We start from the raw sequence: 14,375 nt of genomic DNA on the forward strand, positions 1-14,375 counted from the left end.
CGAATTCCGTGAGCGCTCACTAACGCTATGTCGCGACATCCTGGTGTCCATAGTGATTACCCCAGTGCGATGCGCGCACAGGGGTCACGGAGGGACCACTGTTGGCGGCGATTGCACGCCCCTGGCGGGAATCACACCACCAAATGACCAAACATTGCCCGAAATGTCTCCCACGACCACCGCAACAGGTGGTCGGCCGACCTAACAGGCCGAACCCCGCGTCCGGACATCCAACCGGACAGAGACACCCGCACCCCGCGTGCATATGGAGTCTTCCGCACGACACCCCGCACCTCGACAGCAACCCCTCGGTTCCACCGGAACCTCACCGCCTCCGGCGACACCATCCCGATCGGGCGGGTACCTCCGACACACTCCATCTCGTTTGACGACAAGCAAAGCACATCCACGGGCCGACGTCACGCATTTCCACTCGCGTCTCCAGTTCGCCGCGAAATGTGGATTGACCGCACTTCTACAAATGAGATGACCGATTAATCTTCCGTCGCCCTGACAGGTCGGAAGCTATTTCGTCAGGTCCTCGGCCTCCGCCTGGGCCGCGGTCAGCGTCCGACCCGGGTCCGCACCGCCCAGCAGGCGCGCTACCTGTGCGCTCAGCGCCGCGGCTTCCTGCGCGCCACGCGATCCGCCCCAGGCGGGGGGACGCACCAGCGCACCGGCCAGGCCGAGGAACGGTCGCAGCTGTGGGTAGCGGGCATAGAAGGCATCGAGCTGGCCGACGGCCGCGGTGTCGACCGGGATGGTGCTGGCCACCCGGGCGCCCGCGGCGACGACGTCCGGCGAAAGCAGCGTGACGATCAGTTCGGTGGCCATCTCACGCTGGCAGCGGTCGGTGGCCAGCACGCTCAGCGCACTGCCCAGGGCGACGGGATGGTCGGTGCCCCCGGGCAGGGTGGGGAACGGCGTCGCACCGACCCGGAATCCCCGCGCACCACTGCCGGCGACGAACTCCAACGCGCCGACGAGCGAGCCGACGCTCATCGCGAGCATGGCCGTCTGCCGGCGCAGGCCGAAGCGCAGCAGCGCATCGGTGGCGTTGGCGGTCTGCGGACCGTAACCGCCGGCCTTCGCCAGGAACGCGGCCGCCTCGCGGGCCGCGGGCGTGGTGAGCGCCGGGCGACCGGCGGCATCCTGGATCGGGGTACCGCGGGAACTCGCCAGGGCGGCGAGCAGCCACTGGCCCCGACCCTGGCCGGTGGGCAGGTCGATCGCCTGGATGCCGTGGCCGGCCGATCTGATCCGTTCGGCGGCGGCGAGCACCCCGTCGGTGCTTGACAGGGACCTCGGGTCGACCCCGGCCTGCGCCAGCGCATCCTGGTTGTAGACCAGTGCCAGGGAGGTGACCTGCGCCGGGATGCCGACAAGCCGGCCGCCCACGGTGCCGAGGCCGAGCAGGCGCTGGTCGTAGGAGGCTCGCAGCGACCGCGCCGACAGCGGCTGGGCGCCGAGTTCCCGGGTCAGTCTCGGCAGTTCGTCAAGCTCGGCGATCGCCACGTCGACGCCGCGGCCCGCGGCCCGGTCGGCCCTGATCTGCTCGGCGAGCGAGGGGTAGTCGGGGGCGTCGGCGACGATGTCGACGGTGAGCCCGGGGTGGGCGCTGCGCATCGCCGCCGCCCCCGCCCGGGCCACATCGCCGAAGGTGCTGATCGCCGCCAGACGCAGGGTTTGTACCTGGGCGGCGCACTGCACGGAGGCTCTGGCACCCGTCGGACTGTCGACCGCCGCCGTGGCCGACGCTGCCACCGAACGCCCCGCGGGGCCCCCGCCTCCGGCCGAGCCGGACGATCCGCCACCACATGCTGTGAGCGAAATCATGCCGAGAGCGACAACTAGCGGTACCATCCGGCAGATACGCATCAGGCGTGACCCCCTCCGGCCGAGCGGACTGATCCGGCCGCCCGGCCCTCGCGACCGGCATCCGCCCGACTCGTCCCCGTCACGTATCTTGACCCGGTCCGCGTCGGGTTCCAAGAGCGGGCCGAGGCGGCGAACCAGCGGGGCCACGGGGCCGACCTCGGCCGCCACTCGTTCGGTCACCGGGGGTGGCGGCGGATCGTCTCGCGTCCGTCGTGACCCGATACGTGGCGGCTGTCCCCTCCGGGGCCGATGCCTGCAAGAATGACAGCCAACCATCAGCCGATCTTCGCCACCACCAATCTTCGGACCACCAATCTTCGGGACCACCATGAGCGACCGCAGCGAATCCGACACCGCCGCCGTCTGGGGGCGCGTCGCTGATGACGGCACGGTCTACGTTCGCCTTGCGGACGGGGAGCGCGCTGTCGGATCATGGCGCGCCGGCAGTCCGGACGAGGGCCTGGCACACTTCCAGCGCCGCTATGACGATCTGTGCGCCGAGGTCGAGCTGCTGGAACGGCGCCTCACGCTGACCGCGGTCGATCCGGTCGGGGTGGCCGCCACCGCCCGTCGGCTGCTGGACTCGCTGGCCACCGCGGCCGTCGTGGGTGACCTCGACACGGTGCGGGCGCGCCTCGAGGTCGTTGTCGAGGGGACGCAGGCCCGTCGGACGGCGCTGGCCGCCGAGCGGGCCGAGCGCACGGTGCGGGTGCAGACGGCCAAGGAGGAGCTGGTCGCCGAGGCCGAGCGGCTCGGGCAGAGCTCCGAGTGGAAATCCACCGGCGAACGGTTCCGCACGATCGCGGAGGAGTTCCGCGCGGTCGGCTCGCTGGACAAGCGCACCGACTCCGCCCTGTGGCGGCGGATCATCGCCGCCCGCGAGGAGTTCACCCGGCGACGCACCGCGCACTTCGCCGCACTGGACACGCAGCGGGCCCGCTCGAAGGAACGCAAGGAAGCGATCATCGCCGAGGCGCGGGCGCTGGTGGACTCCACCGACTGGGCCGGCACGACCGCGCGGTACCGGGCGCTGCTGTCCGAGTGGAAGGCCGCCGGCCGAGCCGCGAAGGATGTCGACGACGCGCTGTGGGCCGAGTTTCGCGAGGTTCAGGACGTCTTCTTCCAGCGACGTAACGAGGCCAACGCCGAGCGGGACGCGGAGCTTCGGGAGAACCAGGTCAAGAAGGAGCAGCTGCTGGCCGAGGCGAGCGCGCTCGACCCGGCCGACACCGACCGGTCCCTGCGCCGCCTGCGCGAGCTGCAGGTCCGTTGGGACGAGATCGGCCGGGTCCCGCGCGAGTCCGCCGCCTCGCTCGAACGGCAGATGGCGGCGGTCGGCGACCGGCTGCGCGGGGCCGCGGATGCCCGCTGGGAACAGCGGTCGCTGGCATCCTCGCCGTTCGTCACCAAGCTGCGGGAATCGGTTGCGAAGCTGGAGGACAAGCTCGCCCGGGCCCAGGCTGCCGGTCGCACCAAGGAGATCGCCGAGACCGAGGCGGCGCTTGCCACCCAGCGCGCCTGGCTGGCTCAGGCCGAGAGCTGAGGCCCCGCCCCACCATCGCCACCTGCACATACACGTCTGACCGACGATGGTGTCGGACGAATGGTGCTAACTGGCACGCTTGCCAGAGTTAGCAGCGCGACGTATCGTCGCCGGTGTTGATGCCGCGTTGTTCCGGTCCCCGTGCCGGTGTGCCGGCCAGGCGGCGTCCGCGTACCGTCCCGGCGGGATGCGGCGGTGGCCGTCTGCCCGGCCGCCCGGCAGAGGAGGCGTGTGACCTGGTGTCGGCCCTGAATGTCCGTGAGCTCGGCGACTTCATCCGAGACCAGCGACGTACGGCGCAGATCTCGTTGCGCCAGCTGGCCAAACAGGCCGGGGTCAGCAATCCTTACCTCAGCCAGATCGAACGCGGGCTGCGCCGGCCGTCCGCGGAGATCCTCCAGCAGATCGCCAAGGCCCTGCGCATCTCGGCGGAGGCGCTCTACGTCCAGGCGGGAATTCTCGAGGAACGGCACGGCGGCGATTCCGTGATGGCCGCGGTCCTTGCGGACGAATCCCTCTCCGAGCGGCAGAAGCAGGTCGTCCTCGACATCTACGAGGCCTTCTGCAAGGAGAATGCCGTTGCGGCACACGCCGCGTCGGTGACCGATCCGGCGGTCGGTGTACCCATCAACGACGGATCGGCCCACCCACCGGGGCGGGGCGGTTCGGATGATTCCGGCGGCCCCGATGGTTCGGACCATCCGGCCCGGCCCGGGGCCGCCACGCCGACCAGGGCCCGTAGTGCCACCCGGGCCCCACGTCGGCCGACCACGTCCACCACCGGGACCGGCACCGGCACGACCACCGGCACCGGCACCGGCACCGGCACGACCGCCAGCGCAGCGCCGAGGGCGACCAGAACATCCAGACCGGCCAAGGCAGCTGCATCACCCAGACCAGCCAGGTCGACCAGAGCAGCCAGGCCCACCAGAGCAGCCGAGCCTCCCCAGGCGGCAGGGGCGGCCTCGACGCCCGGAGCGGCTGAAACGCCCGGCGCGACACCTGCCGAGACGTCGGCGGGCGGCACTGCCGGGGGACCGACCGAGGCGACCTCCAGCCCGTCTGATCGGCCCTGACACCACGCGCATCCCACCCGCCGTCCCCTGACCCACTGCCGGGCCGATCACCGCATGCGCCGGCCGGAGCCCAGGAAGCGCGATACGACGACACGAACTGACCACCAAGGGAGCTCAGATGGCCACCACCCGTAGTACGTCCACCCGCACAGCCTCCGCCGGCGCCGCAGGTTCCGCCGCCGCCGACGCCAGCACACCCACCACCAGCACACCCAGCAGCCGCACGTCCACCTCGGACGGCACCTCGGCCCCGTCCGCCTCGAGCACCGGCAGCACGAATGGCGCGGGTGGCTCGGGCACACGCGGCACGAGCGTGAACGGTGCCGGCAGCACCGCCTCGTCCCGGGCAACCGCCCCGGCCGCCCGTACGTCGTCCGCGCGCAGCTCGGCCGCACGCGGCTCGACGGCCCGCACCGGCGCGGCGACCCGGTCCACGGCGACCCGGTCCACGACGACCCGGTCCACGACGGTCCGTGGGTCGAGCCGGCCAGCCAGTCGGACGACCACCCGGGCCGGGGCCAGCGCCGCGGCCGGCGTCCGCGGGGACACCGCCCGGGCCCAGGCCGAGATCCGGGTGCCGCTGGCGGAGGTGCGCAAGCCGCTGTACGCCTCGGTGGGCGCGGCCGACCTGGCCGTCGCGAAACTGCGCGCCCTGCCGACGACGACCGGCAACGAGGTGCGCCGGCTCTCCGATCGGGTCGGATCGCTGCCGGTGCAGGCGGCCCGGGTCCCGGTGCAGGTCGGCACGGCCGTCCTCGCACTGCCGGGAACGGTCACCTCGCAGATCTCCGACCTGCAGGGACGGGCCACCGATCTGTACAACGCCTGGGCGTCACGCGGCGAGCGCCGGGTGGCAAGCCTACGGCGCAGCCCGGCCACGGAGCAGGCCGTGCACCGTACCCGCACCGCGGTCAGCCAGACCCGTGCGGCCCGCACCACCACGCGGCGTGCCGCGACGGCGGTCGGGCGCGCGATCGTGGACGCCGTCCCACAGAACTGACAGATCTCAACCAAAGCCCAACCGCCACCCGAAGCCGCAGGTGCGACCGGTATCGCGCCGCAATCGGTCGTGGTCCGCGGACCTGGTGAACGCGGGCCACGATCGGGTGTGCAGTATTTGCGGTATGCGCTATCGCTCGCTGGGATCGTCCGGACTGCTCGTGTCAGTGGTGGGGTTGGGGTGTAACAACTTCGGTCTGCGTGTGGATCTCAATGGCACCCGTGCGGTCGTCGACGCCGCCCTCGACGTGGGCATCACGTTCTTCGACACCGCCGACGTCTACGGCAACAAGGGCGGGTCGGAGACCCAGCTCGGCCACGTCCTGCGCGGCCGTCGCGACGAGGTCGTGCTGGCCACCAAGTTCGGTGGGGACATGGCCGGCATCTACGGCCAGGACTTCCGCGCCCGGGCATCCCGCCGGTACATCCGCAAGGCCGTCGAGGGGTCGCTCAGCCGACTGCAGACGGACTACATCGACCTGCTGCAGCTGCACAAGCTGGATCCGTTCACGCCGATCGACGAGACCCTCGAGGCCCTCGACGAGCTGATCAAGGCCGGCAAGGTCCGCTACGTCGGCGCCTGCAACCTGGACGCCTGGCAGGTCGCCGACGCCGAGTGGACGGCGCGCGCCTCGGGCACCAACCGGTTCATCTCCGCGCAGAACCACTACAGCGTGCTCGAACGCGGCGTCGAGGCGGAGCTCATCCCCGCCGCACTCAAGTACGGCATCGGAGTCATCCCGTACTACCCGCTGGAGAACGGCCTGCTGACCGGGAAGTACCAGCGGGACGAGGCGCCGGCGGCCGGCACTCGGCTGGCCAGCCGGCAGGACCTGCTGACCGACGAGGTCTTCGACCGCATCGAGGTGCTCGAGACGTTCGCCCGGGAGCGGGACCGCTCGCTGCTGGACGTGGCGATCGGTGGCCTCGCGGCGCAGCCCGGCGTCACCTCGATCATCGCCGGCGCCACCACCGCCGCCCAGGTACGGGCGAACGCCACTGCCGGCGAATGGCAGCCCCGGCCGGACGACCTGGAGGTGCTTGACAAGGTGGCGCCGACCCTGCGCCCGCCGGCCCTCTGACCAGCCGATCCACTGACCAGCCGGGCCGGGGCCGTTCAGGCCGACGCGGCCCGGCGGTCCAGTGCCTCGGTCAGACGTCGTTGCCGGCCGGCCGGCAACGTACTCATGATCACTCTTGGTCGGTGCGGACGGAGGGCGGCGACCACGTCGTCGACCGCCTCGTCGCCGGAGTGGCGCACCAGCGCGAACACCACCGCCCGGCCCGGTTGCAGATGCCCGGCGACCCGCCGGATCTGCGTCTCGTCCACTCCGGGTCCGAACACCCGGCCGACCAGGGCGCCGAGGCCTGCCCCGAGCCCCACCCCGATGACCGGGGCGAAGAACACCGTCCCCAGTACCCCGCCGCAGACCGCGCCGCCCAGCGCCGCGGTGCGCGGCGGGCTGGCCAGCCGGTGCACCATGATCTGACCGGACTCGTCGCGCCACACCAGGGCGCCGTCGGCGAGATCGAGCCGACGCCGACTGCGCAGCCGCCGGGCCGACGTCCATGCTGCCCGTGCCTGCTCGAGGCTGTCGAACCCGAGCACCACCAGCCGCGGATCTGCTGCCATCGCCGCCGCTCCCTTCCCATCCTGCAGCTTCGACCAGGTCCAGCCCGGGCCGACCCCGGGCGCGTTCCATCGGATCGCAGGATCGGGCAAAGCGCAATCGCGCCACCACGTGACCCGCGATCCCCTCGCGCAACGGCGAACCACCATGACACCGGACGGCCATGTCCCCGCCGGCCCACCCGCGGCACCGGCCCACCCGCGATACTGGGGGCATGGTGCGCGTAAGCCTGCAACAGGGTGACATCACCATGGTCACGATCGACGCGATCGTCAATGCGGCGAACAACAGCCTGCTCGGCGGCGGCGGCGTGGACGGGGCGATCCACGCCGCCGGCGGCCCCGAGATCCTCGCCGCCTGCCGTGAGCTGCGCCGCACGACCCTGCCGCAGGGCCTGCCGACCGGCCAGGCGGTGGCGACGACCGCCGGACGGCTGCCGGCGCGCCACGTCATCCACGTGGTCGGGCCGATCTACGACCGGCGTGAGGATCGTTCCGCTCTGCTGCGCTCGGCCTACGTCTCGGCGCTGCGGGTCGCCGACGAGCTGGGCGCGGTCGAGGTGGCCTTTCCGGCCGTGAGCGCCGGAGCATACGGATGGCCGCTGGACGACGCCGCCCGGCTCGCGGTGACGAGTGTGCTGGCCGCGACGACGAGCGTGCGCGACGTCCGGTTCGTCCTGTTCGATGCGCGTGCCCACCAGGCGTTCACCGCGGCGCTGGCAGCGGCCAGTCCACGGTGAGCTCTCCGAGCCGCCAGCGCCGCACGTCCCCGCGGATGGGGAAGCCCTGCATGCGCAGGTCACCGACCGCGGCGATCCAGCGTTGCCGCGGCGAGAACACCGCCCGTGCAGCCGCCCGCGCCCAGGCGTGATCCAGGGCCTCGAACAGCCGGTGGACGTTCTCACCCGGCACATTGCGGGTGATCAGGGTCTTGGGCAGCCGCTCGGCAAGCTCGGACGGCTGACGCAGACTCGGCAGGTGCGCGGCCAGCGTCAGGGTCGGCCCGGCCGGGATCCGACCGACGGCGGCCAGCCACGGCGGTGCGGCGGTGCCGGCCGGGCGACCGAACCAGCAGGCCCGCCGGCCGAGCTCGTCGCAGGTGCCCTCGACGAGCAGGCCGCCGGGGGCGAGCAGACCTGTCATGGTCAGCCACGCCCCGGCTACCGCCGGCTCCGGGTACTGACGCAGCACGTTCAGCGCCCGGATCAGCACCGGCCGGCCGGCCTGCGCGACCAGCCCGAACCCGCCGTGGTCGAAGGTCAGCCCCGGTGGTCGGGCCGCCGGGCGCGCTGCCGCCACCCGCGCCAGGTCGAGTTCGAGGCCGACGACCCGCACCCGCGGGCACACGACGCGCAGCCGCTGGTACAGCTCGACCGTCGTCACCGGGGACGACCCGAAGCCCAGGTCGACGACCAGCGGATCGGCGCTACCCCGCAGCAGCGGGCCGGCCGCATCGGCGAGCCAGCGGTCGACCCGGCGCAGCCGGTTCGGCGCCGTCGTCCCCCGGGTAGGCAGACCAAGGGCACGAGCGCGGCCCGCGGCGAGGCGCCCACCGCGGGGATTCACCATCCGCCCAGCGTCCCAGATCGCCCCGGCTGCCCGGGACGGGGCACGTCGGAAGCCAGTGGCGCCGACAGGAGCAGGTCAGAGCCGGACAGGGCTCCCCCGCCGCTGCCTCGCACGCTCCTTCGGGCCGACCGGTGGCCGCCGCGACGTCTGATTCGTTACAGGATTGTGACGATCGACCCGGCACACTGCGCGACCGGACCGCGTTGACCTGCAGTGACCGGGAGGGTCCCGGTACGCGAAGACGGGTCGGCCCACGGCCGACCAGTTGACCGGACAACCGGACGGGTAGAACGGTGGTTCTCGTGTCGGTCCACAGCAACGATGGTCGTCCAAGGCGAATACGGCAAGTGCCCCCGGACGGGGACGGTGCCGTGGGCGCCGCGGGGCGGGGGTGCGCCGTGCGTCTCATCCGCGGCGAGGGGGGCCGAGCGGCCCGCCCGCGGCGGGTGGCGGTGCTGTCGATGCACACCTCGCCGCTGGAGCAGCCGGGCACCGGCGACGCCGGCGGCCTCAACGTCTACGTGGTGGAGCTGTCCCGACAGCTGGCGGAACTCGGCGTCGAGGTCGAGGTGTTCACCCGCGCCGTCAGCAGCCGGGTGCCGGCAACGGCGCAGCTCGCGCCGGGCGTGACGGTGCGCCACGTCGACGCCGGACCGTTCGAGGAGGTCCGCCGCGAGGACCTGCCGGCCTGGCTGTGCGCCTTCACCGCGGACGTGCTGCGCGCCGAGGCCGGGCACGAGCCGGGCTGGTTCGACCTCATCCACTCGCACTACTGGCTGTCCGGGCAGGTCGCGCGGGCGGTCGCGCGACGCTGGGGTGTGCCGTTCGTGCACACCTCGCACACCCTCGCGAAGGTCAAGAACGATGCGCTCGCCGCCGGCGACCGGCCCGAACCCGCCGGGCGGCTACACGGTGAGCAGGAGGTCGTCGCCGACGCCACCCGGCTGATCGCCTCCACCGCCGAGGAACGCGCCCATCTGATCAATCTCTACGGCGCGGCTCCCGAACACGTGGACGTCGTCGCCCCCGGCGTCGACCTGACCGTCTTCCATCCGGGCGGCACGGGCGGCACCGCTGCCGTCCGGCCCGGGGACACCACCGTGTCGCGGGCCCGGTCGCGGATGCGGCTCGGCCTCGAGCCGGACGGTGAGCTGCTGCTGTTCGTCGGGCGCATCCAGCCGTTGAAGGCGCCCGACATCCTGCTGCACGCCACCGCCGAGCTGCTGCGCCGCGATCCGAGCCGCCGCGCCCGGCTGACGGTCGCCGTGGTCGGCGGCCCGAGCGGCACGGGCCTCGAGCAGCCCGATGCGCTGGTGAAACTGGCGGCGGACCTGGGCATCTCCGATCTCGTCCGGTTCCAGCCACCGGCCCCGCAACCCGAGCTGGTGCACTGGTACCGGGCGGCCGACGCGGTGGTCGTGCCCAGTCACAGCGAGAGCTTCGGCCTGGTCGCCCTTGAGGCCCAGGCCTGCGGCACACCGGTGGTGGCCGCCGCGGTCGGCGGGCTGCGCACGGCGGTGGCCGACGGCGTCTCCGGTCTACTCGTACCGGACCATGATCCACTCCGTTACGCCGACGCGCTCGACCGCCTGCTGCGCCAGCCACGGCTGCGGGCCCGGCTGGCAGCCGGAGCGGTCGAGCGGGCCGCCGGTTTCGGCTGGTCGGCCACAGCCCGCGGAGTGCTGCGCAGCTACCAGCACGCGCTGCACCCCACGGCCGTCGCCGTCTGAGCCTGCCGCGCCGCAGGCATGCGAGGATCGGATCCGGTTGGATCGGATCCGGCTTCACAGCCGCGACGAGCGGGGAGGAACCGCGCCATGACGGCACCCATCGACGCGCCCGAGCGCGAACGGCTCGACGCCCTGATCACGACCGCCCTCGCTGACCTCGAGCTCGCCTTCGAACACGTCGGCACCGGCTCGTTCCTGGTCACCCTGGAGGGCGAGCACAAGCTGCGCACGATGACCTGGCTCGTCGTGCAGGACCACACCCTGCTGGTCGAGGCATTCTTCATGCGTGCACCGGCCGAGAACGCCGCCGGCACCTACGCCTTCCTGCTCGGGCGCAACGCGCGCACCTACGGCGTGCACTTCTCCATCGACCGGGTCGGTGACGTCTTCCTCACCGGCCAGGTGCCGCTGGCCGCCGTGTCCGCCGAGGAGATCGACCGGATCCTCGGCTGCGTGGGCACCTATGCGGACGAGAACTTCGACCCCGCGATCGCCCTTGGTTTCGCCTCCGCCATCGAGCGCGAGAAGGCCTGGCGGGCCAAGCTCGCCGCGGACGCCGGCGGCGCCATCAGGCCCACCTGATCGGCAGCGCCCTAGGCGTCGGCGCTGCCGACCCGCGTGAGGCGGGCGGACAGGTGGGACTGCATCGGCTTGGCGCCGGCCTCCATGTCGATGGCGTAGGCGAGGTCGCCACCCTCGACGATGCCGTACAGGCGGATCGACCGGGTGACGTCCCGGGCGGTCGCCGTCCGGATCAGGACGTTGTGGTCGAGTTCGATCCGGGTGCCGGTGACACTGCCGACGTAGATCTCGGCGATGCCGAACGGATGGGCGAGCGTGACCTCGACGACCGGCGCCGCGTCCTCGCCCGGCTGGACCCGCCAGAAGCCGGTCTCGGTCGCCAGCGGACTACCCGGCTCCCGACCGTCCCGCGGCTCGTCGGCCCACCAGGTGTGCGAGACGTACCCGAGGGCGGGGCGTCCGTCCGCGGCGAAGGTGATCTCCTGCCCGTAGTGGAAGCCGTCGAGCCCCTCGTAGCCGCCGACCCCCTCCCCCCGCCAGGTCCCGACCAGAAACGCCAACGGCACCAGACTCGGATGCAGATCCACGACACCTCCCGCCCGCCGCCGACCCGGGCCCTGGGCGCTCACCGCTGCACCTCGTACAGCTTGTAGACCACATAGCCGGCGAACCAGGCGATCAGAACGCACATCGCCACCAGGAGCCCGGTGAAGAAGTAGTGCAACACGCTGCGCAGCCTAGTCGGGCCGCCCGCAGCGGTCGTGCGCCGGGCGCGCCCGATCGGGCAGACTTGGCCGGTGACCCGATCTCTCGTCATCAAGGCCACCGCCGGCACGGACGCGCCGGAACGCTGCTCGCAGGCCTTCACGGTGGCGGCCGTCGCGGTCGCCGCCGGCGCCGACGTCTCGCTGTGGCTCACCGGCGAGTCGGCCTGGTTCGCGCTGCCCGGTCGGGCCGCCCAGTTCGACCTGGCCGAGTCCGCGCCGCTGCCCGATCTGCTCGACGCCATCCTCGCCGGCGGACGGATCACCGTGTGCACCCAGTGCGCGGCACGCCGTTCGTTCGGTCCGCAGGACGTCCTGCCCGGCATTCGGATCGCGGGCGCGGCCTCGTTCGTCGACGAGATCCTCGCGGACGGTGTCCAGGCCCTCGTCTACTGACGTCCGCAGCCCGTGGGGCAGGCCGGTGGGGACGGCCGGACCAGCCGAAAGACCGTCACGCCCTTGCAGGAGCGCACCGCACAGGACACCGCAGCCGCAACAACAGACCACGATCGGAGCACGTGAAACCGCCGTTAACGGGCCACTGGATGCGCTTTCCTGATCTCATGATGACTGAGTCCGACGTACTCTTCGCTGTAGTGCTGTTCGCGGCGGCCGGGCAGCGTACAGTCCGTCGTATCATTGCACCCTTCCCGGATCGCAGATCGGCCTTGGCCTTCGCCCGGGAGAACGGGCTGCGCTGTTTCACGATCGGGCCGATGCACTTCGCGGCGCCGACGACGATGCCGATCGAGGCGGGCCGACCGCAGCCGTCCCGCCCGACGGGCACGGCCACCCGGCTGGACCGGGGCAGCCGGGTACGCCACTGAACCCACCCACGGAACGCAGAAACCGCAAAAAAGGGCCGAAAGAACAAGAGGACAGCGGGTATCTCGACCCGCTGTCCTCTTTGCCGTGGCGGAACGACCAACGGGCTCAGGCCGCGACGTCGACCTGGGCATCCACCGGCTCACCCTGCCGGGCGACGACCGTGCGCTCCCCGCTCGCACCGGGCACCAGGGCCCGCACGGTCCACTGACCGGGGCGGGCGAAGAAGCGGAACTGCCCGGTCGCGGACAGCGGGACCTCCGCGGTGAAGTCGCCGCTCTCGTCGAGCAGACGGGCGTACCCGCTAGACACCGGCTCGCCGTCGCGCACCACGACGCCCTGGATCACGGTTTCCCTGGCCACGTCAATTCCCTCCACTGACGGTCCACCACTCGTTGCGCCGCACATGGTTCACGCCCCCTTCTCGATCGGCACGCCGACCAATGAGCCGTACTCGGTCCACGAGCCGTCGTAGTTCTTCACGCCAGCGAGCCCCAACAGCTCATGCAGCGCGAACCAGGTGTGCGCGGACCGTTCCCCGATGCGGCAGTAGGCGATGATCTCGGCGGACAGGTCGACACCGGCCTCGGCGTACAGCGCGGTCAGCTGATCGTCGCTGCGGAAGGTGCCGTCCTCGTTCGCCGTCCTCGCCCACGGGATGTTCTTCGCCGTCGGGATGTGTCCGGCCCGCTGGGACTGTTCCTGGGGCAGGTGGGCGGGCGCGAGCAGCCGGCCGGAGAACTCGTCGGGCGAGCGGACGTCGATGAGGACCTTCTCGCCGATCGCGGCGATGACCTCCTCGCGAAAGGCCCGGATGTCGGTACGCGGCTCGCGGGCGGTGTAGGTCGTCGCCGGACGAGGGGTGACCTCGGCGGTCAGCTCCCGGCCGTCGAGCTCCCACTTCTTGCGCCCGCCGTCGAGCAGTCGGACGTCGCTGTGACCGTACAGGGTGAAGTACCAGTAGGCGTAGGCCGCGAACCAGTTGTTGTTTCCGCCGTAGAGGACGACGGTGTCGTCAACGGCGACGCCCTTGGCCGACAGCAGCTGTTCGAACTGCTCCTTGTCGACGAAATCCCGGATGACCGGATCCTGTAGCTCCGACTTCCAGTCGAGACGGACCGCACCCGGAATATGTCCACGATCGTAGGCGGAGACATCCTCGTCGACCTCGATCAGAACGACCTTGGGGTCCGCGCTGTGCGCTTCGACCCATGCGGCGTCGACCAGAACCTGTTCGCGGCTCATCCCCGCGCCCCTTTCACGCTGACCGAACGGAAGAACACGTACATGTGGCAGCCGAGACAGAACTCGAACGCCGCGTTGAGAAAGGCTGCCACAAAGGCGAGGGCGGTGACCACGAGACCCAGCGCCCAGACCCCGGACAGGAACCCGATCACCCCCACCACCCCGAAGACCCCGCCCACGAGCTGGGCGAAACGGGGAGCGGCGGCGTCTTCCATGACGGCCGGCGGCGCCAGCCGAGGACGGATCAGGCGACGGAACACCAGGGCGTAGGGCGCGTACCGCACACCGGCGGCGGCCCCGATCGCGAAGACCACCGTCTGCCCGAGAAGGAGCCACCCGCTGCCCGTGAGCAGCACGATGGCAAGCACCACCGTGGACACGGCCGCGGTGAACCGCATACCGCGAGGATCTACCACCGGAGTTCTCCTTGACTGTTCCTGATCATCAGAACCCGATCGCCAGAGTCCGATCGCCAGGACCTGAACATCGGACTGGACCTGTCCGGGGGGGGGGGGGGGGGGGGGGGGCGCCCGCCCCCCCCCCCCCCCCCCCCGCCCCCCGCCCCCACCGCCCCCCCCCCCCCCCCCCCCCCCC

The 14,375-nt window shown here is 71.9% G+C and carries 18 protein-coding genes; 9 read left to right on the forward strand and 9 right to left on the reverse strand.

Annotated features, from left to right (window positions below):
* Window positions 1-525: 525 nt before the first annotated feature.
* Window positions 526-1,881 carry an extracellular solute-binding protein gene (locus ND747_RS17545; RefSeq protein WP_251734731.1) on the reverse strand — a complete coding sequence of 452 codons (1,356 nt, stop codon included), beginning with the start codon at window positions 1,879-1,881 and terminating at the stop codon, window positions 526-528.
* 325 nt (window positions 1,882-2,206) lie between these two features.
* On the opposite strand from ND747_RS17545, the gene ND747_RS17550 reads away from it, so the two are divergent.
* Window positions 2,207-3,421 (forward strand): DUF349 domain-containing protein, encoded by a 1,215-nt coding sequence (locus ND747_RS17550; protein WP_251734687.1) that lies wholly within the window; start codon window positions 2,207-2,209, stop codon window positions 3,419-3,421.
* Between the two features lie 239 nt (window positions 3,422-3,660).
* Window positions 3,661-4,497 carry a helix-turn-helix domain-containing protein gene (locus ND747_RS17555; RefSeq protein WP_251734688.1) on the forward strand — a complete coding sequence of 279 codons (837 nt, stop codon included), beginning with the start codon at window positions 3,661-3,663 and terminating at the stop codon, window positions 4,495-4,497.
* Window positions 4,498-4,611: 114 nt separating this feature from the next.
* On the opposite strand, the gene ND747_RS17560 is transcribed toward ND747_RS17555, so the two are convergent.
* On the reverse strand, window positions 4,612-5,094 hold the full coding sequence (locus ND747_RS17560; protein WP_251734689.1) for a hypothetical protein: 483 nt from the start codon (window positions 5,092-5,094) through the stop codon (window positions 4,612-4,614).
* On the opposite strand from ND747_RS17560, the gene ND747_RS17565 reads away from it, so the two are divergent.
* Both ND747_RS17565 and ND747_RS17570 read left to right on the forward strand, forming a co-directional pair.
* Entirely contained in the window at window positions 5,072-5,497 is a 426-nt protein-coding gene (locus tag ND747_RS17565) for a hypothetical protein (protein ID WP_251734690.1), read from the forward strand. The two genes, ND747_RS17560 and ND747_RS17565, sit on opposite strands and share 23 nt — an antisense overlap.
* 124 nt (window positions 5,498-5,621) lie before the next feature.
* Window positions 5,622-6,578, forward strand: coding sequence for an aldo/keto reductase (locus tag ND747_RS17570; protein ID WP_251734691.1), 957 nt, complete (start codon window positions 5,622-5,624; stop codon window positions 6,576-6,578).
* Between the two features lie 35 nt (window positions 6,579-6,613).
* Here ND747_RS17570 and ND747_RS17575 read toward each other — a convergent pair whose 3' ends face one another.
* On the reverse strand, window positions 6,614-7,129 hold the full coding sequence (locus tag ND747_RS17575; RefSeq protein ID WP_251734692.1) for a DUF1269 domain-containing protein: 516 nt from the start codon (window positions 7,127-7,129) through the stop codon (window positions 6,614-6,616).
* 212 nt (window positions 7,130-7,341) lie between these two features.
* On the opposite strand from ND747_RS17575, the gene ND747_RS17580 reads away from it, so the two are divergent.
* Entirely contained in the window at window positions 7,342-7,866 is a 525-nt protein-coding gene (locus ND747_RS17580) for an O-acetyl-ADP-ribose deacetylase (protein ID WP_251734693.1), read from the forward strand.
* Here ND747_RS17580 and ND747_RS17585 read toward each other — a convergent pair.
* Window positions 7,832-8,695 carry a class I SAM-dependent methyltransferase gene (locus tag ND747_RS17585; RefSeq protein WP_251734694.1) on the reverse strand — a complete coding sequence of 288 codons (864 nt, stop codon included), beginning with the start codon at window positions 8,693-8,695 and terminating at the stop codon, window positions 7,832-7,834. The genes ND747_RS17580 and ND747_RS17585 overlap by 35 nt on opposite strands.
* A 461-nt stretch (window positions 8,696-9,156) precedes the next feature.
* Between ND747_RS17585 and mshA the strand changes: the two genes are divergently transcribed.
* Both mshA and ND747_RS17595 read left to right on the forward strand, forming a co-directional pair.
* The gene (gene mshA / locus ND747_RS17590; protein ID WP_251734732.1) at window positions 9,157-10,425 is read left to right on the forward strand and encodes a D-inositol-3-phosphate glycosyltransferase; all 1,269 of its coding nucleotides are present in this window, start codon (window positions 9,157-9,159) and stop codon (window positions 10,423-10,425) included.
* Window positions 10,426-10,512: 87 nt separating this feature from the next.
* The gene (locus tag ND747_RS17595) at window positions 10,513-11,007 is read left to right on the forward strand and encodes a YbjN domain-containing protein (protein ID WP_251734695.1); all 495 of its coding nucleotides are present in this window, start codon (window positions 10,513-10,515) and stop codon (window positions 11,005-11,007) included.
* 11 nt (window positions 11,008-11,018) lie between these two features.
* Here ND747_RS17595 and ND747_RS17600 read toward each other — a convergent pair whose 3' ends face one another.
* Window positions 11,019-11,576 (reverse strand): FABP family protein, encoded by a 558-nt coding sequence (locus ND747_RS17600; RefSeq protein ID WP_251734696.1) that lies wholly within the window; start codon window positions 11,574-11,576, stop codon window positions 11,019-11,021.
* On the reverse strand, window positions 11,573-11,764 hold the full coding sequence (locus tag ND747_RS17605; protein WP_251734697.1) for a hypothetical protein: 192 nt from the start codon (window positions 11,762-11,764) through the stop codon (window positions 11,573-11,575). The genes ND747_RS17600 and ND747_RS17605 overlap by 4 nt, the downstream gene beginning before the upstream one ends.
* Here ND747_RS17605 and ND747_RS17610 point away from each other — a divergent pair.
* Window positions 11,745-12,107 carry a DsrE family protein gene (locus ND747_RS17610; protein WP_251734698.1) on the forward strand — a complete coding sequence of 121 codons (363 nt, stop codon included), beginning with the start codon at window positions 11,745-11,747 and terminating at the stop codon, window positions 12,105-12,107. The genes ND747_RS17605 and ND747_RS17610 overlap by 20 nt on opposite strands.
* 272 nt (window positions 12,108-12,379) lie before the next feature.
* The gene (locus tag ND747_RS17615) at window positions 12,380-12,538 is read left to right on the forward strand and encodes a hypothetical protein (protein WP_251734699.1); all 159 of its coding nucleotides are present in this window, start codon (window positions 12,380-12,382) and stop codon (window positions 12,536-12,538) included.
* 106 nt (window positions 12,539-12,644) lie between these two features.
* On the opposite strand, the gene ND747_RS17620 is transcribed toward ND747_RS17615, so the two are convergent.
* Genes ND747_RS17620 through ND747_RS17630 form a run of 3 tightly spaced genes read right to left on the reverse strand, consistent with a single transcriptional unit; the run spans window position 12,645 to window position 14,197 of the window.
* The gene (locus ND747_RS17620; protein WP_285900691.1) at window positions 12,645-12,944 is read right to left on the reverse strand and encodes a DUF1416 domain-containing protein; all 300 of its coding nucleotides are present in this window, start codon (window positions 12,942-12,944) and stop codon (window positions 12,645-12,647) included.
* 3 nt (window positions 12,945-12,947) lie between these two features.
* Window positions 12,948-13,781 carry a sulfurtransferase gene (locus ND747_RS17625; protein WP_251734701.1) on the reverse strand — a complete coding sequence of 278 codons (834 nt, stop codon included), beginning with the start codon at window positions 13,779-13,781 and terminating at the stop codon, window positions 12,948-12,950.
* Complete coding sequence (locus ND747_RS17630) at window positions 13,778-14,197, reverse strand: DUF4395 domain-containing protein (RefSeq protein WP_251734702.1); 420 nt, start codon at window positions 14,195-14,197, stop codon at window positions 13,778-13,780. The genes ND747_RS17625 and ND747_RS17630 overlap by 4 nt, the downstream gene beginning before the upstream one ends.
* Window positions 14,198-14,375 lie beyond the last annotated feature (178 nt).

The sequence above is a fragment of the Frankia sp. R82 genome (assembly GCF_023716925.1).
Taxonomy (GTDB): domain Bacteria; phylum Actinomycetota; class Actinomycetes; order Frankiales; family Frankiaceae; genus Frankia.

Bases quoted from the DNA above. Each gene is read 5' to 3' on its own strand.
- ND747_RS17550 (WP_251734687.1), top strand. From the start codon at position 2,207: ATGAGCGACCGCAGCGAATCCGACACCGCCGCCGTCTGGGGGCGCGTC.
- ND747_RS17570 (WP_251734691.1), top strand. From the start codon at position 5,622: ATGCGCTATCGCTCGCTGGGATCGTCCGGACTGCTCGTGTCAGTGGTG.
- ND747_RS17575 (WP_251734692.1), bottom strand. From the start codon at position 7,129: ATGGCAGCAGATCCGCGGCTGGTGGTGCTCGGGTTCGACAGCCTCGAG.
- ND747_RS17580 (WP_251734693.1), top strand. From the start codon at position 7,342: ATGGTGCGCGTAAGCCTGCAACAGGGTGACATCACCATGGTCACGATC.
- ND747_RS17585 (WP_251734694.1), bottom strand. From the start codon at position 8,695: ATGGTGAATCCCCGCGGTGGGCGCCTCGCCGCGGGCCGCGCTCGTGCC.
- mshA (WP_251734732.1), top strand. From the start codon at position 9,157: ATGCACACCTCGCCGCTGGAGCAGCCGGGCACCGGCGACGCCGGCGGC.
- ND747_RS17595 (WP_251734695.1), top strand. From the start codon at position 10,513: ATGACGGCACCCATCGACGCGCCCGAGCGCGAACGGCTCGACGCCCTG.
- ND747_RS17605 (WP_251734697.1), bottom strand. From the start codon at position 11,764: ATGACGAGAGATCGGGTCACCGGCCAAGTCTGCCCGATCGGGCGCGCC.
- ND747_RS17620 (WP_285900691.1), bottom strand. From the start codon at position 12,944: ATGTGCGGCGCAACGAGTGGTGGACCGTCAGTGGAGGGAATTGACGTG.
- ND747_RS17625 (WP_251734701.1), bottom strand. From the start codon at position 13,781: ATGAGCCGCGAACAGGTTCTGGTCGACGCCGCATGGGTCGAAGCGCAC.